The organism is Enterobacter sp. LM3, assembly GCF_046622475.1.
GTDB lineage: Bacteria > Pseudomonadota > Gammaproteobacteria > Enterobacterales > Enterobacteriaceae > Enterobacter > Enterobacter cloacae_P.
Genome location: NZ_JBJURN010000009.1, coordinates 110,722 through 136,048, shown reverse-complemented (window position 1 = coordinate 136,048; position 25,327 = coordinate 110,722). Strand labels below are relative to the sequence as shown.

Below are 25,327 nucleotides of genomic sequence, written 5' to 3'. Positions count from 1 at the left end.
GCGGTTTGTTCCTGAAGGTATTATTCCGGCAACGCCGGGACGTTATTTAATTAATCAATGGGTAATGCGGTGGTGTATTTAATCTGTTCCATCGCAAAGCTTGAGGTGACGTCCGACAAGCCCGGTACGCTGTTGACCAGCCGCTTGTAAAAATCATCATAACGCTTCATATCGGCGACCTGGACGCGCATCAGATAATCGTATTCCCCTGCCATACGCCAGAAGCCGAGTACTTCCGGCATGTCAGAAACCTGGGTCACGAAGCGGCAATACCACTCGCTGCTGTGGTGCTGCGTTTTTATCAGCACAAATGCCGTCAGCCCAAGCCCCAGCTTTTCAGGGTCCAGCAACGCAACGCGCCCCAACAGAATGCCGTCATCTTCCAGCTTCTTGAGTCGCTTCCAGCAGGGTGTGGTGGTCAGATTAACGGCATCTGCCAACGCCTGCAAAGAGAGGGTGCAGTCGCTTTGCAGCAATGAAAGCAGCTTGCGGTCAATTTTATCTAGCATACCCACCTCACAGAGAAAATTTTTCTCCCTTCATTCTATTTTAAAGGCCAGATAGCAACAATTTTTTCTGTGCTTTTCGCTATGCTGGGCACAAAATGACAAACGGATAACTACGATGAATAGCACCTGGGTTAAACATGCCATCAGCGAAATCAATGCCGACTACCAGCGCTCGGCAGATACCCATTTAATCCGCCTCGCCCTGCCGGGACTGGCTGGCATTCAGCTCTACCTGAAGGATGAAAGCACCCATCCAACCGGTAGCCTGAAGCACCGCCTGGCGCGTTCGCTATTCTTATACGGTTTATGTAACGGCTGGATCAAAGAAGGCACCACCATCATTGAATCCTCATCGGGTTCAACCGCCGTATCCGAAGCCTACTTTGCCCGTCTGCTGGGTCTGCCGTTTATCGCCGTGATGCCCTCCTGTACGGCGAAACGCAAAATAGAGCAGATCGAATTTTACGGCGGACGCTGCCACTTTGTGGAAAGCGCCTGCGAAATCTATGCCGCCTCTGAAATGCTGGCACGCGAACTGAACGGTCACTATATGGATCAGTTCACCTTCGCCGAACGCGCCACCGACTGGCGCGGCAATAACAACATTGCCGACAGTATTTTCCGTCAGATGACCCACGAGCCGCACCCTGTACCCTCGTACATTGTGATGAGCGCCGGTACCGGTGGTACATCCGCCACCATCGGGCGTTACATCCGCTGTCAGGGCTACGATACCCAACTGATGGTGGTTGACCCGCAGAACTCCGTGTTCCTCGACTACTGGCAAAACCGCAATGCAGAACTGCGCAGCCCGGTAGGCAGTAAAATTGAAGGAATTGGCCGCCCGCGCGTGGAGCCTTCGTTCATTCCTGATGTCGTGGATGAGATGCTCCGCGTGCCGGACGCCGCCAGCGTTGCAACGGCGCACTGGCTGGAAACACAGCTTGGTCGTAAAGTCGGTGCCTCAACCGGTACCAATATGTGGGGCGCGCTGCAGCTTGCCGTCCGGATGCGCGAAGAAGGCCGTACCGGTTCTGTCGTCACGTTACTGTGCGACAGCGGCGAACGTTACCTCGACACCTATTACAACGCAGAATGGGTGCAGGCCAATATTGGCGATATTGAGCCGTGGAAAACGCAGATTATGCAGTGGGTGAAATAAAAAAAAGCCAGACCGAAGTCTGGCTTGCTGGAAGGGTCTCACTATTCGGGGGAATACGGGAGGTTGTTTTTGTCCAGCCAATGCGTCAAAAAATGGGACACCGCTTCGTTACGGCAGTGTCCGATAACCGGCAGATGAGGAAGCTCTGCAATTAACTGCGGCATCGCATTCCCCATTATCAGACCGCGACCGACGCTACCCAGCATCTCGCGGTCATTCATGGCGTCGCCAAACGCCATACAATCCTGCATCGTAAAGCCCAGGTGGTTACTCAGTACCGCCAGGGCTGAGCCTTTATTACAGCCCACTGGCAGCACTTCCAGACAATCCACTGCTGAGAAGGTCAGGTGCGCCCGGTCGCCTAAAACCTCATTCAGCTGAATACGTAAACGGCAGAGATCGTCGTGATCGCCACAGAAACAGATCTTGGTCACCGCATGGGCAGGAATACGACGCAGATCGGTAAGCTGGTACTTAAAACCGCTGTAAACATGTGCATGCAGCAGCTCAGGAATTTCACTTCCGGTAAACCAGCCGTCATCGTTAAAGACATGCACGCTGGCCTGCGTATCCCAGGTGCTGTGTAGCACGATATCCGCCACTTCCGGGTTGAGATCCCGACGGTGCAACACATCGCCTTCAACGGAGTGAATGCGTGTTCCGTTACCGGTTATCAGGAACGCATCAAGGGAAAATGCCCCCAGCAGATGGCGCATCTCCAGCACATGACGGCCAGTGGCGAACGTCAGGGTGACATCACGTTCATGCAGGCGCTTCAGGGTGCTCAGGGTTTTCTCCCCTAAACGGTGATCCGGCATTAACAGAGTACCGTCCATATCAAATGCAGCGAGCCTGGCCATGATTACTCCCGAAATGTGATGCGATTAACTTGTGCATCAGTATTACGTGAGATATACGGAAGTAATAGTGAATAGATGATAATTATTGTTCCGGGTTTATCATGCGCCAGCTTAACCGTCTTAAGCAGTATCAACGTTTGTGGCAACCTTCTGAGGGTGCGCCACAGCAGGCCACCGTCACCGAACTTGCCAGCCGCTGTTTTTGCAGCGAGCGGCATGTACGTACGCTTTTACGTCAGGCGCAGGAGGCAGGCTGGCTAAGCTGGCATGCTCAGTCTGGCCGTGGCAAACGCGGTGAGCTGACATTCCACGTGACGCCGGAATCGCTGCGCAATACGATGATGGAAGAGGCGCTGAAGAGTGGGCAGCAGCATAACGCCCTTGAACTGGCGCAGCTTGCCCCCGAAGAGTTACGTGCGTTGCTGCATCCGTTTCTGGGTGGGCTTTGGCAAAACGATACCCCGACGCTGCGTATTCCCTATTACCGCTCGCTTGATCCGCTTCATCCAGGTTTTTTACCAGGTCGGGCAGAGCAACATCTGGCAGGGCAAGTCTTCTCCGGTCTGACGCGCTTTAATGGCAACAGCAGTGAACCCACAGGCGATCTGGCGCATCACTGGGAGGTATCGCCTGACGGCCTGCGCTGGCATTTTTACATCCGTTCCACGCTGCACTGGCACAACGGCGATAAAATCGAGACGCAACAGCTACAGCGAAGCCTGACGGCGCTGCTGGCGTTACCTGCCCTGCGTAAGCTGTTTCAGAGCGTATTACGCATTGAAGTGACGCATCCGCAGTGTCTGACGTTTATTCTGCATCAGCCAGATTTCTGGCTGGCCCACCGTCTGGCAACCTACTGCAGTCGCCTTGCCCACCCCGACCAGCCCATGACGGGAAGCGGTCCCTTCAGACTGAGCGTGTACGATCCCGATTTGGTTCGCCTGGAAAGCCACGAGCAGTACCATCTTAGCCACCCGTTACTGAAAGCGATTGAATACTGGATCACACCACAGCTTTTTGACTATGGGCTGGGGACAAGCTGCCGTCATCCAGTGCAAATCGCCATTGGTGAGCCTGAAGAGCTGGAGAGCCTGCGGCTGGTAAGTAGCAGCACCAGTCTGGGTTTCTGTTATCTCACCCTGAAACAGACCCCACACCTCAGCGAAATGCAGGCAAGGCGGCTCATTAATATCATCCACCTCTCCAGACTCCTGCACACACTTCCGCTGAATGAAGGGTTGATCACCCCAACCCAGGAACTGCTTCCGGGGTGGTGTATTCCCCACTGGGCGGATTTAACGCACGTTCCTCTGCCTGAAAAACTGACGCTGGTTTACCATTTGCCCGTTGAGTTACACACCATGACAAGTCAGCTAAAGCAGTATCTCGCCCGGCATGGCTGCGAACTGACGATTATCTTTCACGATGCCAAAACGTGGGACGGGTGCCAGCACCTTGCAGATGCAGACATCATGATGGGAGACCGGCTTATTGGCGAAGCGCCGGAATATACGCTTGAGCAGTGGCTCCGTTGCGATACGCTCTGGCCCCACCTGCTGAGTGCGCCGCAATTTGCTCATCTTCAGGCCACGCTGGATGCAGTCCAGACCCAGGCCGATGAACAGGCCCGGCATATCGGCCTGAAAGCCATTTTTAGCCAGTTGATGGAAAACGCGGTGCTGACACCGCTGTTTAACTACCAGTATCAAATCAGCGCTCCACCGGGGGTCAATGGCATACGGCTCAACACCCGCGGCTGGTTTGATTTCACAGAAGCCTGGCTTCCGGCCTCCAAATCATGAAGAAGCTGGTCGCCACTGCAGTCAGACGGTAACATGATGTTTTTACCGTAACTGTCGAGATGATTTATGAAACGTGCCGTCGTCGTGTTCAGCGGAGGACAAGATTCCACAACCTGCCTGGTTCAGGCTCTTCATCAATATGATGAAGTTCACTGCGTCACCTTCGATTATGGTCAGCGTCACCGCGCTGAAATCGACGTTGCCCGTGAACTGGCGCTGAAACTGGGTGCACGCGCGCACAAGGTGCTGGACGTTACGCTGCTAAATGAACTGGCCGTAAGCAGCCTCACCCGCGACAGTATCCCCGTTCCTGATTACGAACCTGATGCCAGCGGTATTCCAAATACCTTTGTACCTGGCCGCAATATCCTCTTTCTGACCCTGACGGCGATTTATGCTTACCAGGTCAAAGCCGAAGCAGTGATCACCGGCGTGTGCGAGACTGATTTTTCCGGCTACCCGGACTGCCGTGACGAATTCGTCAGAGCGCTCAACCATGCCGTCAATCTGGGTATGGCGAAGGAAACCCGCTTTGAAACGCCGCTGATGTGGCTCGATAAAGCAGAAACCTGGGCGCTGGCAGACTACTGGGGCAAGCTGGATTTGGTTCGCAACGAAACCCTGACCTGCTACAACGGCATTAAAGGTGACGGTTGTGGTCAGTGCGCCGCCTGTAATCTGCGTGCTAATGGGCTGAATCACTACCTTGCTGACAAGGCTGGCGTGATGGCGTCAATGCAGAAAAAGACCGGGCTGAAATAAGGCAACGCCGCCGTGCTGTCGAAACGTTTTACACCGACAGCACGGGTACTCCGGAACAAATCCTACACGATCATCGACTCCAGCTTTTCACGCAACTCCCCTTCCAGCGGCAGCGCTTTCTGGGTTTTAAGATCGATACAGACAAAGGTGATCAGTGCGTCGGCAACCACCTGCCCTTCAGGATCCAGCGTCACCACCTGGCTGAGTACACCGCTCTTCCCGTTAAGCTGTTGTACCTTGCTGGTGACGGTAAGCACATCCCCCAGCACGGCGGGACGACGGTAGTTAATATTGATATTGACGACCACAAACGCGATGTTGTGCGCAGTCAGCCACTGAAAGCTTTCGCTGTTTTCCAGCCCGTCCCAGCGTGCTTCTTCAAGAAACTCGAGATAACGGGCGTTGTTCACATGCTGGTAAACATCGAGGTGATAACCGCGTACTTTGATTTTTGTCTGCATAGCGCAATAGCCTTTACTGTTATTGTAGGATTTGAGGTCACAACTGGTATGACCTCTTTATCCTGGCAAATTTTTGCCGCAGTGCAAGAAATTGCGTAATTACAACGTCAGGTGTGAGAGATTGCGCTCAACCAGTGAACTGCCCATCCCCGGAACCTGCTTCAGATCGTCGACAGTTTTAAAGGGACCGTACTCTTCACGGTAGCTGACGATGGCCTGCGCCTTCTTCAGCCCGACACCATTCATCACGCGAGCGAGATCTTCTGCAGATGCCGAATTGATACTGACTCGCGAACCATCGTCGTCAGTTGCTTTGCTACTCCCGGAGGTTTTGGCTGGTGCATTCGTTTGCACTGGCGTCTCGGCCTGACTTTGGGCGACCGGCGTTTTCGCAGCCGGGGATGCCGCCAGTGCGCCAGCGTTCATCCCGGTGGTGGCAATAGTCAGCGTAATTAACAGTGCTTTGATTCCACGTTTCATGCTGTTTTCTCCTTGTTTGTTGACAGCCACGCCACGATAGCCGCCCGCCACAACAGGTACAAACAGCAGATTGCAGAAATGGAAAAGGCCGCGAAAGCGGCCTTTAGTTTTTGCAGAGCGTTACGAAAATCTGCGAGCAGATACGTAATTATTGCTGCTGAGTGATTATATCGCCCAGCTTAATTTTAGCGTCTTTACGCAGGTTGCTCATCATCGCCTCGAAAGCAATCTGGGCGTTGTTCTGGGTAATGCCCTGAACCATCGCTTTCTTTTGCTCTTCTGGCATGGTGCCCGCTTTGACTTCATCAAGTGCCAGCAGAACCACGTTACCCTGCATATCGGTTGTCGTACCGAAGCTTGGCTTGTCCTTCGCCGGCAGGCTCAGGCCAAATACCACCTGGCTAACAGGATCCTGACCGGTACGGCTCAGCGTTTTCGCCTCGCCGAAGCTCAGACCCGCCGCTTTCAGTGCGTCATCGCCTTTACCTGCTTTCAGAGCGACCAGAAGCTTCTCAGCATCCAGTTTTGCCTGCTGTTCAGCTTTGTTGTGCTTAACCTGTGCAACAACCTGATCTTTGACCTCTGCCAGCGGTTTTACCGCTTCAGCTTTGTGCTCGCTGACACGCAGAACGAAGGCACGGTCACCGTCAACAGTAATGATGTCTGAGTTGCTGCCCGGAGTACCGTTCTCACCGACCAGACCGCCATTGAAGATAGCATCAGAAACCGGTTTGAAGTTCAGTTCTTCCGGCAGGTTGTTACGACCAAACCAGCCCGTCTCAACCGCTTTCACACCTGCCGCCTGCTCTGCACCTGCCAGAGATTCGTTATCGTTGCTCGCCGCATCGCTCACTTTCTGCTGCAGGGCGTAGTAGGCATCCAGCGCTTTTTCCTGCTTCACTTTTGCCGCGATGTCATCACGCACGTCAGCCAGCGCCTTGGTTTTCGCGGCTTCGATATCATCCAGACGAGCGACCAGGAAACCAACGGAAGACTTAATAACGCCAGACATCTGGCCTTTGTCTTTCAGACCCGCATTTTTCAGTTCGTCAGGCGTTGTGCCCTCTTCCAGCCAGCCCATATCACCACCATTTTTGGCAGAGATAATGTCGGTGGATTTTGCTTTCGCCACGGTTGCGAAATCTGCGCCTTTGCTCAGCTCATCCAGTACCGCTTTGGCATCTGCCTCAGTTTTGGTCTGGATCACGCTGTAACGGTTACGCTGAGGCTGAGTGAACTGATCCTGATGCTGGTCATAGTAAGACTGAATTTCCGCATCAGATGCAGTTTCCTGCAGTGCAGCCGCATCCAGCTTGATATAGCTTACGCGGAACTGCTCAGGGGCAACAAAGTTGTTCTTGTTCTGCTCGTAGTAAGCGTTAACGTCTGCGTCGCTGACCTGCTGTTTAGCCGCCAGGGCATTCACATCAATGGTTGCTTCACGCACAACACGCTGCTGAGACACCAGTGCAGCCAGCTCATCAGTTTCACCTTTGAGCATGAAATCTGTGCCAACAACGGCATTAATGAGTTGCTGAGTGGTCAGCTGATTACGCAGAGCCTGCGCGTATTGATCGGCCGTCATACCCATCTGGTTGACGATACTGTTGTAACGGGTATTGTCGAATTTGCCGTTAGACTGGAATGCTGACGTCGCGAAGATAGCCTTTTTGACCTGCTGGTCGCTGATGCCCAGCCCCAGGCTTTTCGCATACTGATCCAGCAGTGCTTCGTCAATGAGTCGGTTCAGCGTCTGCTGACGCAGGGTTTTCATATAACCTTCGTTCGCTGCCAGCTCAGAGAATTGGTCGCCCAGCTGTTGCTGCATACGGTTACGTTCACCAGCAAAAGCGTTCTCGAACTGCCCACGGCTAATTTCCTGGCCATTCACTTTTGCGGCATAGTTCGCGCTACCGCCAATAAGGTAGCTGCTCACGCCGGTCAATATGAACGACACGATAATGATACCGAAAATAATCTTGAGCACGAGACTGTTAGCAGCCGTGCGTAAGCTGTCCATCATGGTGTAACAACACTCCGCTGTAGGTGACTGGTTACCTGACGCTGACGGAAAATCCTGACCGTCGCGCGTAAAGGCGTATTGTGACAAGAAAACAGGGCGATTGTCAGCCCACAACTCGCATAAACTCGCACAAATCAGGTCTGGACAAACAAAAAAGGCACATCAAATGATGCGCCCTTGTACTTTTCAGCTTCCCGGAAACGGGAAAGCAATCAGTTTACTGCGTCTTTCAGCGCTTTACCTGCACGGAAACCCGGCACTTTAGCGGCAGCAATGGTGATCTCTTTACCGGTTTGAGGGTTGCGGCCAGTACGGGCAGCACGCTCTTTAACAGCAAAAGTACCGAAGCCTACCAGTGCAACGTCGTCCCCAGACTGCAGAGATTCAGTAACAGAAGCAATTAATGCATCTAACGCACGTCCAGCTGCAGCTTTAGAAATATCAGCACCAGCAGCAATTTTGTCAATCAGTTGAGATTTATTCACTGTTCTCTTCCTCTCTTTATAATTTATATCGCGCCTGAATCCTTCACAGCGCGACCGCGCAGCATTTATATCAGGCCAGCCATGACCTTACAACACTCGTTGTTGATGGCTAACCCAATCAGCAATCTAAATTAGCTATACAAAAAAAGGCTGGCAAGTCCGAAATGACTTTCCAGCCTTGTTTTTCTTGGCGCTATTTGCGCAAGGTCACTATTTTGCGGTTACAACCTGCATTCCGGAAGGCTCATTCTGCAGTGCGAGAGTCAGAACTTCCTCAATGCGTTTCACCGGATGGATCTGCAGATCGGCAATAACGTTGTCCGGAATCTCTTCCAGATCGCGTTTGTTTTCGTCAGGGATCAATACGATTTTGATCCCACCACGGTGTGCCGCCAGCAGTTTTTCTTTTAAGCCACCAATTGGCAGAACCTGACCACGCAGGGTGATTTCACCCGTCATCGCCACATCAGCACGCACCGGGTTCCCTGTCAGACAGGAGACCAGAGCGGTACACATGGCAATACCTGCGCTTGGGCCATCTTTCGGCGTTGCCCCTTCAGGAACGTGAACGTGGATGTCGCGTTTTTCGTAGAAATCCGGGTTGATACCCAGTTTTTCTGCACGCGCACGTACCACGGTCAGAGCAGCCTGAATGGACTCTTGCATGACTTCACCCAGAGAACCGGTATAGGTCAGTTTGCCTTTACCCGGCACACTGGCCGTTTCAATGGTCAGCAGATCGCCGCCCACTTCCGTCCATGCCAGACCGGTGACCTGGCCTACGCGGTTTTCGTTGTCCGCACGCCCATAGTCGAAGCGCTGAACGCCCAGATACGCATGCAGATTGTCGCCGTTAATCACAATGTGTTTCAGGCTCTTATCCAGCAGCAGCTGTTTAACCGCCTTACGACACAGTTTGGAGATTTCACGCTCAAGGCTACGCACGCCGGCTTCACGGGTGTAGTAGCGAATAATACCGACAATTGCACTGTCTTCTACCGTCAACTCGTTAGCTTTCAGCGCATTACGCTCAATCTGCTTCGGCAGCAGGTGCTGCTTCGCAATGTTCAGCTTCTCATCTTCGGTATAACCGGACAAACGGATCACTTCCATACGGTCCAGCAGCGGTGCCGGAATGTTCATGGAGTTGGAGGTCGCCACGAACATCACATCGCTCAGGTCGTAGTCCACTTCCAGGTAGTGATCGCTGAATGCCACGTTCTGTTCTGGATCAAGCACTTCCAGCAGAGCTGACGCCGGATCGCCACGCATGTCCGAAGACATTTTGTCGATCTCATCAAGCAGGAACAGCGGGTTTTTAACGCCCACTTTCGCCATCTTCTGGATCAGTTTACCCGGCATAGAACCGATGTAGGTACGACGGTGACCGCGGATTTCCGCTTCATCACGTACACCACCCAGCGCCATACGGATATACTTACGTCCGGTCGCTTTGGCGATGGACTGGCCCAGAGAGGTTTTACCCACCCCTGGAGGCCCTACCAGGCACAGGATTGGCCCTTTAATTTTGTTCACACGGCTTTGTACCGCGAGGTACTCAAGAATGCGATCTTTCACGCGCTCCAGGCCGTAGTGGTCGGTGTCCAGGATCTCCTGAGCCTGACGCAGGTCTTTTTTGACCTTGCTGCGGGCATTCCACGGAACCTGTACCATCCATTCAATGTAGCCGCGCACAACGGTCGCTTCAGCCGACATCGGAGACATCATTTTCAGCTTCTGCAGTTCTGCTTCCGCTTTCTCTTTTGCCTCTTTCGGCATTTTTGCCGCGTCGATCTTACGCTTCAGCGCTTCGTTTTCATCCGGCGCATCTTCCATCTCGCCGAGTTCTTTCTGAATGGCTTTCATTTGCTCGTTCAGATAGTACTCACGCTGAGATTTTTCCATCTGCTTTTTCACGCGGTTGCGAATACGCTTCTCAACCTGGAGCAGATCGATTTCAGATTCCATCATCGCCATCAGGTATTCCAGACGTTCGTTAACGTCGGACATTTCCAGCACGGACTGTTTGTCAGCCAGCTTCAGCGGCATATGTGCAGCGATGGTATCCGCCAGACGTGCAGGGTCGTCAATGCTGTTCAGCGACGTCAGCACTTCTGGTGGGATTTTCTTGTTCAGCTTGATATAGCCTTCAAACTGGCTAATCGCAGTGCGTACCAGCACTTCCTGCTCGCGTTCATCAAGCTGAGGCGAATCAAGATACTCTGCCTTTGCAGAGAAGTGTTCGCCATTGTCAGACAGAGTGGTAATACGCGCACGCTGCAAGCCTTCTACCAGCACCTTTACGGTGCCATCAGGCAACTTCAGCATCTGCAAAATAGAGGCCACGGTCCCGACGGTGAAAAGATCGTTTACACCCGGCTCATCCGTTGATGCTTCCTTCTGCGCAACCAACATGATTTTTTTATCATGATCCATGGCAGCTTCGAGGCAACGGATAGATTTTTCCCGCCCTACAAATAAGGGTATGACCATGTGCGGATAAACCACCACATCGCGCAACGGCAATACGGGGATTTCAATGCGTTCAGAACGCTCAGGATTCATAGAGCTCTCTCTTAGTTTAGTGTCCGCCAGGTAAACTGGTTATGTGACTGTGCTTCACACAACCATTAACATGTAAGCAGTATATGGGGATGTATTCCACACATTCAACGCCATGAAGTCGGAAAAATAAAAGGGGAGATAAAATCCCCCCTTTTTGATTAACTGCTTGTATGATTTGGTGAATTATTCGCCAGATGCCTGCTGCGCTTCAGGCTTACCATAAATCAGCAGCGGCTTGCTCTGACCGCCAATAACAGACTCGTCAATCACCACTTTCTCGACATCTTCCATAGACGGCAGATCGTACATGGTATCGAGCAGTGCCGCTTCTACGATAGAACGCAGACCACGCGCGCCGGTTTTACGGACCATCGCTTTCTTCGCAATCGCATCCAGCGCTTCATCGCGGAATTCCAGCTCAACGCCTTCCAGATTGAACAGCGCCTGATACTGCTTGGTCAGGGCGTTTTTCGGTTCTTTCAGGATCTGAATCAGCGCTTCTTCACTCAGTTCGTTCAGCGTTGCCACAACCGGCAGACGGCCAATAAACTCAGGGATCAGACCGAATTTGATCAGATCTTCTGGTTCTACCTGAGAGAGCAGTTCGCCCTCGTTCGGTTTTTCAGACGTCGATTTCACCGTCGCGCCGAAACCAATGCCGGAGCCGGTTTCAACACGGTGGGAGATCACTTTATCCAGGCCCGCGAACGCACCACCACAGATGAACAGGATCTTGGAGGTATCAACCTGCAGGAACTCCTGTTGCGGATGTTTACGGCCCCCCTGAGGTGGAACCGCAGCAACGGTACCTTCAATCAGCTTCAGCAGTGCCTGCTGTACACCTTCGCCCGACACGTCACGGGTGATAGACGGGTTGTCTGATTTACGGGAAATCTTATCGATTTCATCGATATAGACGATCCCGCGCTGTGCTTTCTGTACGTCGTAATCACACTTCTGCAGCAATTTCTGGATGATGTTTTCCACGTCTTCACCCACATAACCGGCTTCGGTCAGGGTGGTGGCATCTGCCATCGTGAACGGAACATCCAGCAGACGTGCCAGCGTTTCTGCCAGCAGCGTTTTACCGGAACCGGTTGGGCCAATCAGCAGAATGTTACTTTTACCCAGCTCTACACCATTGCTGGTATCGCCGTTACGCAGACGTTTGTAGTGGTTATATACCGCCACCGCCAGCACTTTCTTAGCCTGCTCCTGACCGATGACATAGTCGTCAAGATGATGACGAATTTCATGCGGTGTTGGCAACGCGCTACGCTCACGGTGCGGGGCGACTTCTTTAATCTCTTCGCGGATGATGTCGTTACATAAGTCGACACATTCGTCGCAGATATACACGGACGGCCCGGCAATCAGTTTACGCACTTCATGCTGGCTTTTGCCGCAAAAAGAGCAGTACAGCAGTTTGCCCGAACCATCTTTGCGTTTATCTGTCATGAGTCCAAACCTCTTTTTAAGTTCTTTGTGCCGCACATGACGACGCAAATACCATTCTCAGACGCAAGCTGCTCTCAGGCAGCGTGCCGCCTTACTTTAGTATAGCGGCACACTCGCGTCGTAGGCATCAATTACGATGGGTCAAAACAGAGTCGACTAAGCCGTACTCAACTGCCTCAGGTGCAGAGAGGAAGCGATCGCGCTCGGTATCGCGCTCGATCTGCTCGAGGGATTGACCCGTATGCTGCGCCATAAGTTCATTCATGCGCGCTTTTACTTTCAGGATTTCGCGGGCGTGGATTTCAATATCCGTCGCCTGACCCTGGTAACCACCCAGCGGCTGGTGAATCATCACGCGGGAGTTTGGCAGGCAGAAACGCTTGCCCTTGGCCCCAGCGGTTAACAGGAAGGCCCCCATAGATGCAGCCTGTCCCATACAAATAGTACTCACGTCCGGCTTGATGAATTGCATGGTATCGTAAATAGACATACCCGCCGTAATCACACCGCCCGGTGAGTTAATATACAGGTAAATGTCTTTTTCCGGGTTTTCCGCTTCCAGAAACAGCATCTGCGCCACGATCAGGTTAGCCATGTGGTCTTCCACCTGGCCGGTCAGAAAGATAACGCGTTCCTTGAGCAGACGGGAATAGATATCAAAAGAACGCTCACCACGTGAGGTCTGTTCAATAACCATTGGCACCAGAGCCATATGGGGTGCAAAGTTATCTCGTTCGCCACTGTATGACATTTCCGTCTCCTGGATCAAAATTGAAAACACCTGCTGTCTGATTGTAACCTTACGGACGGATTATCAGCCAGTCTCATTCATCGTGATTACATACTTATGGGGTTCGCATCGCCCTATTTCAAGCATAACAACCTTTTGTTGTTACGCTAACACTGAAAGGGCGTTTTAGCACTCTTCCTGGGCTATTGGCGCGATAAAAAAAACCCGTCGCCGGAAGGCAACGGGTTTTCTGTTCAAACTTTAAACCGTTGGGGCGAAATTACGCCTGCTGGTTCATCAGTTCGTTGAAAGAGGTCGCTTTTTCGGACACTTTAGCTTTCGCCAGTACCGCTTCAACAGCCTGCTCTTCCAGCGCAACGTTGCGCATGTTGTCCATCAGCTCTTTGTTCTTACCGTAGAACTCGATAACTTCTGATGGATCTTCGTATGCAGAAGCCATCTCTTCGATCAGGCCTTTCACACGTTCTTCGTCAGCTTTCAGCTCGTGGGTACGAATGACTTCGCCCAGCAGCAGGCCAACAACAACACGGCGTTTCGCTTGCTCTTCGAACAGCTCACGTGGCAGTTCCATCGCTTGCTGCTGGTTGCCACCGAAACGCTGTGCAGCCTGACGGCGCAGAACGTCGATTTCGCTGTCGATCAGGGCAGCAGGAACGTCGATGTCGTTCGCTTTCACCAGACCTTCGATCGCCTGAGATTTAACACGGTTACGCACAGCACCGTTCAGCTCGCGTTCCATGTTTTTACGCACTTCGGTACGCAGACCCGCGACAGAACCATCTTCCACGCCGAAACGTTTGATAAATTCTTCGGTCAGTTCTGGCAGTTCACGCTCTTCAACTTTCTTCAGGTTGATAACGAACTTCGCTGCTTTCCCTTTCAGGTTTTCAGCGTGGTATTCTTCCGGGAAGGTCACGTCGATGGTGAACTCTTCGCCAGCCTTGCGGCCTTTGATACCGTCTTCGAAGCCTGGGATCATACGACCCTGGCCCATTGCCAGTACGAAGTCAGACGCTTTGCCGCCTTCGAACTCTTCGCCGTCTACAGAGCCGGTGAAGTCGATGGTGACACGGTCTTCAGCGTCAACAGCGCCTTCTTTTTCTTTCCAGTTCGCCTGCTGCTTGCGCAGGGTGTCCAGCATGCCGTCCACGTCTTCGTCAGTCACGGAAACAATCGGTTTTTCAACTTCGATAGATTCCAGACCTGTCAGCTCAACTTCCGGGTACACTTCGAACTCTACAGAGTAGGTGAAGTCTTCGCCCAGTTTGTATTCGCCTGGAACGTAGTTTGGCGCGCCAGCCGGATTGATTTTTTCTTTGATGATCGCATCGATAAAGTTGCGGCTCATCAGTTCACCCAGCACATCCTGACGCACGGAAGCGCCATAACGCTGAGCAACAACATTCATTGGTACTTTGCCCTTACGGAAGCCGTCAATACGTACTTTCTTTGATACGTTGACCAGCTCGCTTTTCACAGCAGTTTCGATGCTGTCAGCAGCGATAGTAATCGTTACACGGCGGCCAAGGCCTTGAGTGGTTTCAACTGAAACTTGCATCTTGTTACCTCAAAAAAATCACAGTGCTCGGTCAACTCTGAATCTGTCTGTTTTACCGGGATGCTCTCTTAGTGCAGATTCACATTCCCTGTCGCCAGAATCATCCCGAAGACATTCATTAAGACGCGGCATTATAGCGGCATCACTTAGGTGAGTCGAGAACGGTTGGGACATGTTGCTGCGGCTTTTTTCACACTTTAAGGCTATTTTTAGCCTTAAAAACGCGCCATACGCTCAAAACTCAGACAAAACAAAACGGCCCGAAGGCCGTTTTGACGAAATCTCTATGCAACATACTGGAAAAACTCCAGCGGTTGCAAATCCGATTTTTCAGGCTATGGTGCCTGCACCACGGCAGGGAGGTGATGCGAATACCGTATCCTGCAGACCTTCCCACTCCTTAATGGTATAGGTATGCAACGCCAGCGCATGTACGGTCGTGGAGAGTTCTTCCGTCAGGGTGCTGTAGATCAGGCGATGTCGGTTCAGGAAACGTTCTCCCGTGAAGCGATCGCTGACCAGAACCACTTTGAAGTGGCTTTCAGAACCTGCCGGAACGTTATGACGATAGCTTTCGTCGACGACTTCGAGGAACACAGGGTTGAACGCTGCCCTTAATTTTTCTTCTATCTGCTCACGTATCATCATGAAATTACTCCTCCGACAACGCCAGGATGTCACCCATCCCTTTAAATGTTAGCCGCTTTTACCGTTTCCATTACAACAAGACAACAAATATTTAGCTTTCGTCTTATTTTCTCATTCAAACGGATGAAGTCCACTGTGAGGCTCATACGTTTTGTCATTCATGGGTGGAGAAAAACGGTAAGCAGGTCAGTTTTCAGACAAGACGATGAATTTACATGCACTGACCACTTCCCCTCGCCGTTAGCGATGTTATGATGGCGGCAATTTTTCTCTCTAACTGCTTACGATTCGTTGAGAACCTGAAATGTTAAAAAAACTCTTCTTTCCGTTGGTAGCACTTTTTATGCTGGCAGGTTGCGCTACCCCGCCAACAACAATTGATGTTTCACCAAAAATTACCCTGCCTCAGCAGGATCCAAGCCTGATGGGCGTGACCGTAAGTATTAACGGTGCCGACCAGCGTCAGGACCAGGCTCTGGCAAAAGTCACCCGCGATAACCAGCAAGTGACGCTGACCGCCTCCCGCGACCTGCGCTTCCTGCTGCAGGAAGTGCTGGAGAAACAGATGACCGCGCGCGGTTATATGGTTGGCCCAAGCGGCGCGGTTGATCTGCAGATCATCGTGAACAACCTGTACGCTGACGTTTCCCAGGGTAACGTTCGCTACAACATCTCGACCAAAGCGGATATCGCCATCATTGCCACCGCGAAGAACGGCAATAAGATGACCAAAAACTACCGCGCAAGTTACTCTGTTGAAGGTGCTTTCCAGGCATCCAACCAGAACATTGCGAACGCAGTAAACAGCGTGCTGACCGACACCATTTCCGATATGGCACAGGACACCAGCATCCACGACTTCATCAAGCAGAACGCTCGTTAATCCTGCTTTCTGACCCGGTGACTCACCGGGTCAGACTTATAAAAACATGTCCAGCAATTACTTACGCATTTTCCAGCAACCCAAATCAGCCATTCTGCTGATCCTCGGTTTCGCCTCTGGTTTACCACTCGCACTCACCTCCGGCACATTGCAGGCCTGGATGACCGTCGAGAATATCGATCTCAAAACTATTGGTTTCTTCTCACTCGTCGGTCAGGCCTACGTCTTTAAGTTTCTGTGGTCACCGGTGATGGATCGCTATACCCCACCTTTCCTGGGACGTCGTCGCGGTTGGTTAGTGATGACCCAGATCCTGCTGCTGCTGTCGATTGCCGCGATGGGTTTCCTCGAACCTTCCACGCAGCTACGCTGGATGGCGGCCCTTGCCGTGGTGATCGCCTTCTGTTCCGCCTCGCAGGATATCGTTTTTGATGCCTGGAAAACGGACGTGTTACCCGCAGAAGAGCGAGGTGCCGGGGCGGCAATCAGCGTGCTGGGCTATCGCCTCGGGATGCTTGTCTCTGGCGGGCTGGCGCTGTGGCTGGCCGACCGCTATCTCGGCTGGCAGGGTATGTACTGGCTGATGGCCGTCCTGCTGATACCCTGTATTATTGCCACCCTGCTCGCCCCCGAACCGAGCGATGTCATTCCAGTTCCACGCTCGCTGGAGCAGGCCGTCGCCGAACCGCTGCGCGATTTCTTTGGCCGAAACAATGCCTGGCTGATCCTGCTGCTGATCGTCCTTTATAAGTTGGGTGATGCGTTTGCAATGAGCCTGACCACTACCTTCCTGATCCGCGGCGTCGGGTTTGATGCCGGGGAAGTCGGTGTGGTGAACAAAACCCTCGGGTTGTTTGCGACCATCGTCGGTGCGCTGTACGGCGGTGTGTTGATGCAGCGTCTGACGCTGTTCCGGGCACTCCTGATTTTCGGCATTCTGCAGGGGGCGTCTAACGCGGGTTACTGGCTGCTTTCCATTACCGACAAAAATATGATCAGCATGGCAGCGGCGGTGTTCTTTGAAAACCTCTGTGGTGGCATGGGCACTGCGGCGTTTGTCGCCCTGCTGATGACGCTGTGCAACAAATCATTCTCTGCGACGCAGTTCGCCCTGCTTTCGGCGCTGTCCGCCGTGGGCCGCGTCTATGTCGGCCCGATTGCTGGCTGGTTTGTGGAAGCCCACGGCTGGCCAACATTCTATCTCTTCTCCGTGATTGCGGCAGTGCCTGGGCTCCTATTGTTGCTGGTCTGTCGCCAGACGCTGGAATATACCCAACAAACAGAACACTTTATGCCGCGCACCGAATATCATCGCGCCTACCGTTTTGCCTTACGTTTGTTGATGGTGGGTTGCCTGGCGCTGGTACTCTGGCTGGCGGTATTAATGATTAACGCTACAACCTCGTTATCGCTTCCTCCTGAATCCCTGCTGCTGAATGCCGGAGCCCTGCTTGTCGTCGCCGGGATCCTCACTGGCGGGACGCTCGATTTTCTGGCTTTACGTAAAACTCAGGTGCCCTGAAGCCAAAAAATGAAAGGTTATTTCCCGTTGTAATCACCATGCGAAATTATAACGGTGAAATAACCGCCAGCTGCAAAAAAAAATATTTGCTGTTTTGTGCGGGATAGCATTTGGAAATTATTGGAGCCTACTCCAGAACGCTATTTTTCATTAACCGATTCAGCTTTTGAAAGATTGAATTTTCGTTTTTTAATTGTCTTTTTATTGATAATTAATTGTTAATTTTTTGTGTGTTTTTCACAATGGTTATACCAATTGCCCCTTTTAGGGTATGCTTGGGGGTCCTTTCGTTATAACGCCCACGCCATGCGGGTTTCGTCTTAAAAACCGACATAATTTGCAACACTTGTGACATGTGCGGCAGAACCCGGTAACACCTTCCTGACACAGACCTAATGATGTTTACAGTAATGTAACCTTCCCGTAAAATGCCCCCACACTTTAAACGCCACCAGACTCCCGTGGAATTGAGGTCGTTAAATGAGACTCAGGAAATACAATAAAAGTTTGGGATGGTTGTCATTATTTGCGGGCACTGTATTACTCAGTGGCTGTGATTCTGCACTACTTGACCCCAAAGGACAGATTGGACTGGAACAACGTTCATTGATTCTGACGGCTTTTGGCCTGATGATGATTGTGGTTATTCCTGCCGTTTTGATGGCTGTTGGTTTCGCCTGGAAGTATCGTGCGAGCAATAAAGATGCGAAGTATAGCCCTAACTGGTCACACTCCAATAAAGTGGAAGCTGTGGTCTGGACAGTGCCTATTCTGATCATCCTGTTCCTTGCCGTGCTGACCTGGAAAACCACTCACTCCCTCGAACCTAGCAAACCGCTGGTTCATGATGAAAAACCGATTACCATCGAAGTGGTCTCCATGGACTGGAAATGGTTCTTCATCTATCCGGAACAGGGCATTGCTACCGTGAATGAAATCGCCTTCCCGGCGAACACTCCGGTTCAGTTCAAAGTGACCTCCAACTCCGTAATGAACTCCTTCTTCATCCCGCGTCTGGGTAGCCAGATCTACGCGATGGCCGGTATGCAGACTAACCTGCACCTGATCGCGAATGAAGCAGGCACCTACGATGGTATCTCCGCCAGCTATAGCGGCCCGGGCTTCTCAGGTATGAAGTTCAAAGCTATCGCGACGCCAGACCGTGCCGCTTTCGACCAGTGGGTTGAAAAAGCGAAACAGTCTCAGAACACCATGTCTGACATGGCGGCGTTCGACAAAGTGGCTGCACCTAGCGAATACAACAAGGTGGAGTACTTCTCTAACGTGAAACCTGATTTGTTCAAAGACGTTATTGGCAAATTTATGGATCACGGCAAGAGCATGGACATGACCCAGACTGAAGGTGAGCATAGCGCACACGAAGGTATGGAAGGCATGGACATGAGCCACGCGGAAACCGCTCACTAAGGGGCCGAGGAAGAAAATGTTCGGAAAATTGACACTGGATGCAGTGCCATACCATGAACCCATTATCGTGGTTACGGTGGCTGCAATTATCATTGGTGGTGCGGCTTTACTGGCCTTAATCACTTACTTCGGTAAGTGGAGCTACCTGTGGAATGAGTGGCTGACTTCGGTTGACCACAAAAAACTCGGTATCATGTACTGCATCGTCGGTATCGTCATGTTAATTCGTGGCTTTGCGGATGCCATCATGATGCGTAGCCAGCAGGTGCTTGCCTCTGCGGGTGAAGCGGGCTTCCTGCCGCCTCACCACTACGATCAGATCTTTACCGCTCACGGCGTTATCATGATCTTCTTCGTGGCGATGCCGCTGGTTATCGGTCTGATGAACGTTGTTGTTCCGCTGCAAATCGGCGCGCGCGACGTTGCATTCCCGTTCCTGAACAACCTGAGCTTCTGGTTTACGGTTGTCGGCGTTATCCTGGTTAACCTGTCACTGGGTGTGGGCGAATTCGCGCAGACCGGCTGGCTGGCTTACCCACCGCTTTCGGGAATTGAATACAGTCCTGGCGTAGGTGTCGACTACTGGATTTGGGCGATTCAGCTCTCCGGTATCGGTACAACCCTGACCGGTATTAACTTCTTCGTGACCATTATCAAGATGCGTGCCCCTGGCATGACTATGTTCAAGATGCCGGTATTTACCTGGGCATCTCTGTGCGCCAACATCCTGATCATTGCGTCCTTCCCAATTCTGACTGTCACCGTCGCGCTGCTGACCCTGGACCGCTACCTGGGCACCCATTTCTTTACCAACGATATGGGTGGCAACATGATGATGTACATCAACCTGATTTGGGCCTGGGGTCACCCGGAAGTGTACATCCTGGTTCTGCCGGTCTTCGGGGTGTTCTCCGAAATCGCTGCAACCTTCTCGCGTAAGCGCCTGTTTGGTTACACCTCACTGGTGTGGGCAACCGTGTGTATTACCGTTCTGTCGTTCATCGTTTGGCTGCACCACTTCTTCACTATGGGTGCGGGCGCGAACGTAAACGCCTTCTTCGGTATCACCACCATGATTATCGCAATCCCGACCGGGGTTAAGATCTTCAACTGGTTGTTCACCATGTACCAGGGTCGTATCGTGTTCCACTCAGCCATGCTGTGGACCATCGGCTTCATCGTCACCTTCTCTGTAGGTGGGATGACCGGCGTACTGCTGGCAGTACCAGGTGCTGACTTCGTTCTGCACAACAGCCTGTTCCTGATTGCGCACTTCCATAACGTTATCATCGGTGGTGTGGTCTTCGGCTGCTTCGCTGGCGTAACCTACTGGTGGCCAAAAGCGTTCGGCTTCACGCTGAACGAAACCTGGGGTAAACGCGCGTTCTGGTTCTGGATCATCGGCTTCTTCGTGGCATTTATGCCGCTGTACGTGCTGGGCTTCATGGGTATGACCCGTCGCCTGAGCCAGCAGATCGATCCACAGTTCCACCCAATGCTGGTTGTTGCAGCATGCGGTGCGGTGCTGATTGCCTGCGGTATCCTGTGCCAGCTGATTCAGTACTACGTCTCTATTCGCGACCGCGATCAGAACCGTGACCTGACCGGTGACCCGTGGGGTGGCCGTACGCTGGAGTGGGCGACCTCTTCTCCACCTCCGTTCTATAACTTCGCCATTGTGCCGCAGATCCATGAGCGCGACGCATTCTGGGAAATGAAAGAAAAAGGTGAAGCGTATAAGCAACCTGCTCATTACGAAGAGATCCACATGCCGAAAAACAGCGGCGCGGGCATTATCATTGCCGCTTTCGCAACGGTATTTGGCTTCGCCATGATCTGGCACATCTGGTGGATGGCGATTGCGAGCTTCGCAGGCATCATCATTAGCTGGATCGTGAAGAGCTTTGACGAGGACGTGGACTACTACGTACCAGTCCGTGAAGTCGAAAAACTGGAAAACCAGCATTTCGATGAGATTTCTAAAGCGGGGCTGAAAAATGGCAACTGATACTCTGGCGCACTCTACTGCCCACGCGCATGACCATGCGCACCACGATACAGGGCCGACGAAAGTCTTCGGTTTCTGGATCTACCTGATGAGCGACTGCATTCTGTTCTGCTGTCTGTTCGCGACCTATGCCGTTCTGGTGAACGGCACTGCGGGCGGCCCGACTGGTAAGGACATTTTTGAACTGCCGTTCGTTCTGGTAGAAACCGCACTGCTGCTGTTCAGCTCCATCACCTACGGCATGGCGGCTATCGCCATGTACAAAAACAACAAGAGCCAGGTTGTCTCCTGGCTGGCGTTGACCTGGTTGTTTGGTGCTGGATTCATCGGGATGGAAATCTATGAATTCCATCACCTGATTATGGAAGGTATGGGCCCGGATCGCAGTGGCTTCCTGTCTGCGTTCTTCGCGCTGGTAGGAACTCACGGTCTGCACGTAACCTCCGGGCTTATCTGGATGGCGGTACTGATGTTCCAGGTTTCCCGTCGCGGTCTGACCAGCACTAACCGTACACGTATCATGTGCCTGAGCCTGTTCTGGCACTTCCTGGACGTTGTATGGATCTGTGTGTTCTCTGTAGTCTATCTGATGGGGGCGATGTAATGAGTCATTCAAACGATCATGGCGCTTCCCACGGTAGCGTAAAAACCTACATGACAGGTTTTATCCTGTCGATCATCCTGACGGTGATCCCGTTCTGGATGGTGATGAACGGTTCTGCATCTCACGCGGTGATTCTGGGCACAGTCCTGGCCACCGCGGTGGTTCAGATTCTGGTGCATCTGGTTTGCTTCCTGCACATGAACACCAAGTCCGATGAAGGCTGGAACATGACGGCCTTTATCTTTACCGTGATTATCATCGCTATCCTGGTAGTCGGTTCCATCTGGATTATGTGGAACCTTAACTACAACATGATGGTTCACTAAGAGCGGCGAGTATGTTTAAGCAATACCTGCAAGTAACGAAACCAGGCATCATCTTTGGCAACCTGATCTCCGTGATCGGAGGGTTCTTGCTGGCCTCTAAGGGCAGCATTGATTACACCCTCTTTATCTACACGCTGATTGGTGTGTCACTGGTTGTTGCGTCCGGTTGTGTATTTAACAACTACATCGACATGGATATCGACAAGAAGATGGAAAGGACCAAAAATCGGGTGCTGGTTAAAGGCCTGATCGCCCCTTCCGTCTCGCTGGTGTACGCCACCTTGCTGGGTATTGCTGGCTTTATGCTGCTGTGGTTTGGTGCTAACCCGCTGGCCTGCTGGCTGGGGGTGATGGGGTTCGTGGTTTATGTGGGCGTTTACAGCCTGTATATGAAGCGTCACTCCGTCTACGGTACGCTGATTGGTTCTCTCTCCGGCGCTGCGCCGCCGGTGATTGGCTACTGTGCCGTCACAAATGAGTTCGACAGTGGTGCGTTGATCCTGCTGGCTATCTTTAGCCTGTGGCAGATGCCGCACTCCTATGCCATTGCGATTTTCCGCTTCAAGGATTATCAGGCAGCGAACATCCCGGTTCTGCCGGTTGTGAAAGGCATCTCCGTTGCCAAGAACCACATCACGCTGTACATCATCGCCTTTGCTGTGGCAACGCTGATGCTCTCTCTGGGCGGTTACGCCGGGTATAAATATCTGGTGGTGGCGGCTGCGGTGAGCGTCTGGTGGCTCGGCATGGCCCTGCGCGGCTACAAAGTGGAAGATGACAAAGTCTGGGCACGTAAGCTGTTCGTGTTCTCGATTGTGGCCATCACCTCTCTGTCCGTGATGATGTCCGTGGATTTCATGGTACCCGAATCGCATCACCTGCTGACTTACGTCTGGTAAGCCATAGCAAGTGAATAAAGGGGTGCTTCGGCACCCTTTTTTATTCACTGAATCTATTAATAATGCATGTAATATTTGTTAAATAACCCTGTATTTACCCCGCCCCTTCCCCGCACTACACTATGGCCTGCTCTTGAACTGAGGTGGTAATGAACGATTATAAAATGACGCCAGGCGAGCTACGCGCGACCTGGGGCTTAGGGACTGTTTTCTCGCTACGGATGCTTGGCATGTTTATGGTCCTGCCTGTTCTGACCACGTACGGTATGGCGCTACAGGGAGCCAGCGAAGCACTGATTGGCCTGGCCATAGGTATCTACGGTTTAGCCCAGGCGATATTCCAGATCCCTTTCGGCCTGCTCTCCGATCGCGTTGGCCGCAAACCGCTGATTGTCGGCGGGCTACTCGTCTTTGTGCTCGGCAGCATCATTGCCGCCCTCTCCCACTCCATCTGGGGCATTATTCTTGGCCGCGCCCTGCAGGGTTCCGGCGCAATTGCAGCCGCCGTGATGGCACTGCTGTCAGATTTAACTCGTGAACAGAACCGTACCAAAGCGATGGCGTTTATCGGCGTCAGCTTTGGCGTCACCTTTGCCATTGCGATGGTGCTTGGCCCTGTCATCACCCATAAGCTGGGTCTGCATGCCCTGTTCTGGATGATTGCCGTGCTGGCGACCATCGGTATTGCGCTCACGCTGTGGGTAGTGCCAGACAGCAAAAACCACGTCCTCAACCGTGAGTCCGGGATGGTGAAAGGCTGCTTTAGCAAAGTGCTCGTTGAGCCGCGCTTGCTGAAGCTGAACTTTGGCATCATGTGCCTGCATATCCTGCTGATGTCGACCTTTGTCGCCCTGCCCGGCCAGCTGGCGTCTGCGGGTTTCCCTGCCGCTGAGCACTGGAAAATTTATCTGGTGACGATGCTGATTTCGTTCGTCTCGGTGGTGCCGTTTATTATTTACGCCGAAGTGAAGCGCAAGATGAAACGCGTCTTCGTTGGCTGCGTGGCGGTGTTACTGATTGCCGAGATCGTGCTGTGGGGTTCCGGCCCGCATTTCTGGGAGCTGGTCGCGGGGGTGCAACTCTTCTTCCTGGCATTTAACCTGATGGAAGCCCTGCTACCGTCGCTGATCAGCAAAGAATCGCCTGCCGGTTACAAAGGCACCGCGATGGGCATCTACTCCACCAGCCAGTTTATCGGCGTGGCCATCGGTGGTGCGTTCGGCGGCTGGGTGGATGGCCTGTTTGATTCGCAAACCGTATTCCTGGCAGGTGCCCTGCTGGCGATGGTCTGGCTGCTGGTCGCCAGCACCATGAAAGAACCACGCTACGTGAGCAGCCTGCGCGTAGAAATTCCAGGGGACATCGACATCAACGATGCGCTGAAACAGCGTCTTGAGGCCACTGAGGGCGTGAGTGAAGTGCTGATCGCCCCGGAAGAACGCAGTGCCTATATCAAAATAGACAGCAAAGTGACCAACCGCTTCGAAGTGGAGCAGGTGCTGAAAGCCTGAAAAAAAGCCCGGTTAAACCGGGCTTTTTCGTCTTAATCGCGGAAGTTTTTGAACTGGAACGGCTGCCCCAGATCGCCGCCACGGATCAGCGCCATTACGCCCTGCAGGTCATCACGAGATTTACCGGTGACACGGATCTCTTCGCCCTGGATCTGCGCCTGAACTTTCAGCTTGCTATCTTTGATGAGCTTAACGATTTTCTTCTGCACCGCGCTCTCAATACCCTGCTTCAGTTTAGCTTCAACAAACCAGGTTTTACCGCTGTGTACGAACTCTTCCGGCACATCCAGTGAGGTACCTTCAATGCCGCGCTTCAGCAGCTTGGCGCGCAAAATATCCAGCAGCTGGTTAACCTGGAAATCAGACTCACTCAGCACCTTGATGGTCTTATTTGCCTCATTCAGGTCAAATGTTGCCTCAACACCACGAAAATCGAAACGTGACTCAACTTCACGGCTGGCGTTTTCTACGCCGTTGCGGACTTCCTGGATATCAACTTCGGAAACAATATCGAAAGATGGCATCTTTTCTTCTCCCTTCATTTTTGTTGCGTTGCATAATACCCGCTACGAGGCATAACTCAACAGAAGCTTAGCTGACGGCGCTATACTTAGGCCGTAAC

The 25,327-nt window shown here is 52.4% G+C and carries 23 protein-coding genes; 11 read left to right on the top strand and 12 right to left on the bottom strand.

Translation table 11 applies throughout. The annotated features are described in order from the left end of the window. Positions 1 to 50: 50 nt before the first annotated feature. Positions 51 to 509 (bottom strand): Lrp/AsnC family transcriptional regulator, encoded by a 459-nt coding sequence (locus ACJ9N4_RS12250; protein WP_182273959.1) that lies wholly within the window; start codon positions 507 to 509, stop codon positions 51 to 53. Between the two features lie 115 nt (positions 510 to 624). On the opposite strand from ACJ9N4_RS12250, the gene ACJ9N4_RS12245 reads away from it, so the two are divergent. After that, positions 625 to 1,671, top strand: a complete 1,047-nt coding sequence (locus ACJ9N4_RS12245; RefSeq protein WP_182273958.1) for a PLP-dependent cysteine synthase family protein — start codon at positions 625 to 627, stop codon at positions 1,669 to 1,671. A gap of 41 nt (positions 1,672 to 1,712) precedes the next feature. On the opposite strand, the gene cof is transcribed toward ACJ9N4_RS12245, so the two are convergent. Further along, the gene (gene cof / locus ACJ9N4_RS12240) at positions 1,713 to 2,531 is read right to left on the bottom strand and encodes an HMP-PP phosphatase (RefSeq protein ID WP_182273957.1); all 819 of its coding nucleotides are present in this window, start codon (positions 2,529 to 2,531) and stop codon (positions 1,713 to 1,715) included. A gap of 101 nt (positions 2,532 to 2,632) precedes the next feature. On the opposite strand from cof, the gene ACJ9N4_RS12235 reads away from it, so the two are divergent. Both ACJ9N4_RS12235 and queC read left to right on the top strand, forming a co-directional pair. Further along, entirely contained in the window at positions 2,633 to 4,333 is a 1,701-nt protein-coding gene (locus tag ACJ9N4_RS12235; protein ID WP_182919498.1) for an SgrR family transcriptional regulator, read from the top strand. A gap of 66 nt (positions 4,334 to 4,399) precedes the next feature. Continuing rightward, the gene (gene queC, locus ACJ9N4_RS12230) at positions 4,400 to 5,095 is read left to right on the top strand and encodes a 7-cyano-7-deazaguanine synthase QueC (RefSeq protein ID WP_182273955.1); all 696 of its coding nucleotides are present in this window, start codon (positions 4,400 to 4,402) and stop codon (positions 5,093 to 5,095) included. Between the two features lie 62 nt (positions 5,096 to 5,157). On the opposite strand, the gene ACJ9N4_RS12225 is transcribed toward queC, so the two are convergent. The 9 genes from ACJ9N4_RS12225 to bolA all read right to left on the bottom strand — a co-directional run bounded on the left by ACJ9N4_RS12225 (position 5,158) and on the right by bolA (position 15,524). Beyond that, entirely contained in the window at positions 5,158 to 5,556 is a 399-nt protein-coding gene (locus tag ACJ9N4_RS12225) for a YbgC/FadM family acyl-CoA thioesterase (RefSeq protein WP_182273954.1), read from the bottom strand. A 99-nt stretch (positions 5,557 to 5,655) separates the two neighbouring features. Beyond that, positions 5,656 to 6,036, bottom strand: a complete 381-nt coding sequence (locus ACJ9N4_RS12220; RefSeq protein ID WP_182919497.1) for a helix-hairpin-helix domain-containing protein — start codon at positions 6,034 to 6,036, stop codon at positions 5,656 to 5,658. A 148-nt stretch (positions 6,037 to 6,184) separates the two neighbouring features. Continuing rightward, on the bottom strand, positions 6,185 to 8,059 hold the full coding sequence (ppiD, locus tag ACJ9N4_RS12215; RefSeq protein ID WP_182919496.1) for a peptidylprolyl isomerase: 1,875 nt from the start codon (positions 8,057 to 8,059) through the stop codon (positions 6,185 to 6,187). A gap of 212 nt (positions 8,060 to 8,271) precedes the next feature. Further along, positions 8,272 to 8,544, bottom strand: a complete 273-nt coding sequence (gene hupB / locus ACJ9N4_RS12210; protein ID WP_010428111.1) for a nucleoid-associated protein HU-beta — start codon at positions 8,542 to 8,544, stop codon at positions 8,272 to 8,274. Between the two features lie 210 nt (positions 8,545 to 8,754). Then, positions 8,755 to 11,109: an endopeptidase La gene (gene lon, locus ACJ9N4_RS12205; protein ID WP_182273951.1), complete on the bottom strand. Its 2,355-nt coding sequence runs from the start codon at positions 11,107 to 11,109 to the stop codon at positions 8,755 to 8,757. Positions 11,110 to 11,292: 183 nt separating this feature from the next. Beyond that, a complete protein-coding gene (gene clpX / locus ACJ9N4_RS12200) occupies positions 11,293 to 12,567 on the bottom strand; it encodes an ATP-dependent protease ATP-binding subunit ClpX (protein ID WP_182273950.1) in 1,275 nt (424 codons plus the stop codon). Positions 12,568 to 12,694: 127 nt separating this feature from the next. Continuing rightward, positions 12,695 to 13,318, bottom strand: a complete 624-nt coding sequence (gene clpP, locus ACJ9N4_RS12195; protein WP_014069126.1) for an ATP-dependent Clp endopeptidase proteolytic subunit ClpP — start codon at positions 13,316 to 13,318, stop codon at positions 12,695 to 12,697. A gap of 259 nt (positions 13,319 to 13,577) precedes the next feature. Continuing rightward, positions 13,578 to 14,876, bottom strand: coding sequence for a trigger factor (tig, locus tag ACJ9N4_RS12190; protein ID WP_182273949.1), 1,299 nt, complete (start codon positions 14,874 to 14,876; stop codon positions 13,578 to 13,580). Positions 14,877 to 15,206: 330 nt separating this feature from the next. Continuing rightward, the gene (gene bolA / locus ACJ9N4_RS12185; protein WP_003859051.1) at positions 15,207 to 15,524 is read right to left on the bottom strand and encodes a transcriptional regulator BolA; all 318 of its coding nucleotides are present in this window, start codon (positions 15,522 to 15,524) and stop codon (positions 15,207 to 15,209) included. 304 nt (positions 15,525 to 15,828) lie between these two features. On the opposite strand from bolA, the gene ACJ9N4_RS12180 reads away from it, so the two are divergent. The 8 genes from ACJ9N4_RS12180 to ACJ9N4_RS12145 all read left to right on the top strand — a co-directional run bounded on the left by ACJ9N4_RS12180 (position 15,829) and on the right by ACJ9N4_RS12145 (position 24,705). Further along, complete coding sequence (locus tag ACJ9N4_RS12180; RefSeq protein WP_182273948.1) at positions 15,829 to 16,407, top strand: lipoprotein; 579 nt, start codon at positions 15,829 to 15,831, stop codon at positions 16,405 to 16,407. Positions 16,408 to 16,453: 46 nt separating this feature from the next. Further along, positions 16,454 to 17,929 (top strand): muropeptide MFS transporter AmpG, encoded by a 1,476-nt coding sequence (gene ampG, locus ACJ9N4_RS12175; RefSeq protein WP_182273947.1) that lies wholly within the window; start codon positions 16,454 to 16,456, stop codon positions 17,927 to 17,929. Between the two features lie 480 nt (positions 17,930 to 18,409). Continuing rightward, positions 18,410 to 19,357: a cytochrome o ubiquinol oxidase subunit II gene (cyoA, locus tag ACJ9N4_RS12170; protein ID WP_182273946.1), complete on the top strand. Its 948-nt coding sequence runs from the start codon at positions 18,410 to 18,412 to the stop codon at positions 19,355 to 19,357. A 16-nt stretch (positions 19,358 to 19,373) separates the two neighbouring features. Then, complete coding sequence (cyoB, locus tag ACJ9N4_RS12165) at positions 19,374 to 21,365, top strand: cytochrome o ubiquinol oxidase subunit I (protein WP_182273945.1); 1,992 nt, start codon at positions 19,374 to 19,376, stop codon at positions 21,363 to 21,365. Beyond that, positions 21,355 to 21,969: a cytochrome o ubiquinol oxidase subunit III gene (locus tag ACJ9N4_RS12160; protein ID WP_182273944.1), complete on the top strand. Its 615-nt coding sequence runs from the start codon at positions 21,355 to 21,357 to the stop codon at positions 21,967 to 21,969. Before cyoB ends, ACJ9N4_RS12160 begins: the two co-directional genes overlap by 11 nt. Beyond that, complete coding sequence (locus tag ACJ9N4_RS12155) at positions 21,969 to 22,295, top strand: cytochrome o ubiquinol oxidase subunit IV (RefSeq protein ID WP_182919495.1); 327 nt, start codon at positions 21,969 to 21,971, stop codon at positions 22,293 to 22,295. The genes ACJ9N4_RS12160 and ACJ9N4_RS12155 overlap by 1 nt, the downstream gene beginning before the upstream one ends. A gap of 11 nt (positions 22,296 to 22,306) precedes the next feature. After that, a complete protein-coding gene (cyoE, locus tag ACJ9N4_RS12150) occupies positions 22,307 to 23,194 on the top strand; it encodes a heme o synthase (protein ID WP_182273942.1) in 888 nt (295 codons plus the stop codon). Positions 23,195 to 23,343: 149 nt separating this feature from the next. Continuing rightward, entirely contained in the window at positions 23,344 to 24,705 is a 1,362-nt protein-coding gene (locus ACJ9N4_RS12145) for an MFS transporter (protein WP_411500517.1), read from the top strand. Positions 24,706 to 24,737: 32 nt separating this feature from the next. Here ACJ9N4_RS12145 and ACJ9N4_RS12140 read toward each other — a convergent pair whose 3' ends face one another. After that, positions 24,738 to 25,229, bottom strand: coding sequence for a YajQ family cyclic di-GMP-binding protein (locus tag ACJ9N4_RS12140; protein WP_182273940.1), 492 nt, complete (start codon positions 25,227 to 25,229; stop codon positions 24,738 to 24,740). Between the last annotated feature and the right edge of the window lie 98 nt (positions 25,230 to 25,327).